This is a genomic window from Bradyrhizobium sp. Leo78, from assembly GCF_059512425.1.
In genome coordinates, this window is the sequence record NZ_JCAMOT010000130.1 from 1 (window position 1) to 2,054 (window position 2,054).

The 2,054-nt window shown below is 57.1% G+C and carries 3 protein-coding genes; all 3 read left to right on the top strand.

Annotated elements, in window-relative coordinates:
- Positions 1-141 precede the first annotated feature (141 nt).
- The 3 genes from AC5ZG1_RS43815 to AC5ZG1_RS43825 all read left to right on the top strand — a co-directional run bounded on the left by AC5ZG1_RS43815 (position 142) and on the right by AC5ZG1_RS43825 (position 1,784).
- Positions 142-855: a MerR family transcriptional regulator gene (locus AC5ZG1_RS43815; protein ID WP_028169417.1), complete on the top strand. Its 714-nt coding sequence runs from the start codon at positions 142-144 to the stop codon at positions 853-855.
- A gap of 287 nt (positions 856-1,142) precedes the next feature.
- A complete protein-coding gene (locus tag AC5ZG1_RS43820; protein WP_028169418.1) occupies positions 1,143-1,328 on the top strand; it encodes a hypothetical protein in 186 nt (61 codons plus the stop codon).
- A gap of 114 nt (positions 1,329-1,442) precedes the next feature.
- Positions 1,443-1,784, top strand: coding sequence for a hypothetical protein (locus AC5ZG1_RS43825; RefSeq protein WP_028169419.1), 342 nt, complete (start codon positions 1,443-1,445; stop codon positions 1,782-1,784).
- The last annotated feature ends 270 nt before the right edge of the window (positions 1,785-2,054 follow it).

A 2,054-nucleotide genomic window follows, 5' to 3' on the forward strand; every position in this document is an offset into this window, starting at 1 on the left:
CTCCCGGACGCGCCAGCCCAACGAGGCCTCCTCAACAGAAAAAAAACGCTTCATTCCTCACGTTTTTCAGCAGACTGCTAGATCATTGAAATGACTTGAATCTCACCCGACGTCAGGTTGTAGGCTTGAAAACAGAGGACCATGACAAAACCTACACCACGAAGGCGTCGATGGCGCATTGGCGAGCTTGCAGAGGCTACCGGCGTGACGGTTCGCACTCTGCATCACTACGAACACACGGGTTTATTGAGCGCCTCGGAACGCACCGGCGGCGGTCACCGAATGTACGACCGCGAGAGCGTACAACGAGTATATCAAATCCTAGCGCTACGTGAGCTTGGCTTCTCGCTTGAAGAGATTCGCAGAGCGATTGGGGGCAGCACCTCGCTCACTGACTTGTTGCGCATGCATTTGGAGAGAATTGAGCTTCAAGTCGCGCGTACAACCCTGCTGCGAGATCGCTTGCGCAACATGACAACGGATGGAGAAATACACGTCAGCGTAGATGAGCTACCTGCCACTCTGGACGCCATGTCACGGGTTGAGGAGCGCACTCAGGAGCTCCGATGCACATGCGTCCTGGACGCAGTTCGCGAGGAGCGGTGGCGGAAGATCCGCGACGACCTGCGCGATTGCGTGGAACGGGGTGAGCATCCCTGCAGCGAACGGGCGAATGCTGTGGCGCTTCAAGCGCGTTCACTAATCACTGAAATCGCCGGAATTGAATCGACCGTTTCAACAATACTGAAAGTTCTTGCGCGACTCAGTGCGCCTCGCAACATGACTGGCTGGGATCCCCACCTAATGCAGTATCTCGACCTCGCCCTTGCCGCCCTGAAGGATGAACCGCACTGACTTGTCGCGCACTTTGCGTGCACGACCGCCGCGTTCTCCATTTAGATGAGAATGAGATGAGTTTTTGACCTAAGCACGCGGCTCGCGTCGCGTGGTTGAGGACCTCGTTGTGCTCGTCTCGAGGTTTTGCCCCGTCTCTCCGTCCTCGAGATGCGGCTTTTTGATACATTCACCAGACGAAGCCTCTCCAATGGGCTTGAATCGTAGGTAGCGTCAAATTGTACGATCTAAGTAGCTGGCCGCGGCCCCTGACAACACGGGACAACTCTGGCTAGCGGGAGGATCGTATGGAACTGCAACAGCATCAGAATGAAACGATTGCCGTTCTTGAGGACAGGCGCACCGCCGCCGATGGCTTTGCCGCTCTACGCCTAAGCCACTATCCAGGCGTGAGCGGACGCGCTCGAGGGCCGGCCGCTTCGAGCATGGGCGATTACCGGCTGCGCATCGTTCACAGCCACCCCAAACAGTAATCGAGACGGTCCGGTCCGACACCAAAGAGACAAGGCGGCCCCTCCCATGCCGCTGGCATGACAATTGTCGAACCGTCCGGGTAAACTGATCGTCGCGACGGCACATGCACCTAGATGTTCAGCGAAGTAATGGAAATGATGAAACGTCCTGCCGACCACGATACGCGACTGGCGTGGTTGCTCACGCTCGCGGTACTCGCCTCATATCTGGCGCTCGCGACACTGTTCGTGGAGCAGTCCTATGATGTCGATGGGCCTAAGGAACATTCTGTGCCCAAGGACACAGCTGAGCCTTCGTCGCTGCGTTACCTCTGCTTAGTCCTTTGCCGAGCTTCCACGGCGCAGTTTGAGAACGGACCGTCACCTGGACAACCGCAGAGCGATACCGCCGCCAAATTAGAATTGACAGCAATGCCGACGGGCTGCGAGGCGCTTGATTGCGCGCACGAGAATTGATGCGCTCGACGATTATGCTCGCAGCTGCTTCCGCGTCGGCGTGGAGCAAACCTTGGTGCCCAGTTTCGAAGCAGGTGAGCATTTCGACCTGCCCTTGGGGACACGAAATGGCCGACGTTCTCGCTGTCTCAACAAAAGCTCAACCTCGCCTGTGCGACCATCTACCCGCCTGTCGGACTGGCTTGCTGATAACTGAAATGGACCCGCGGAGCGGGACCGCTTGAACCGGTTTGTTAGTTGGAAACTGACTGCTCCTGATCCCTTTCTATC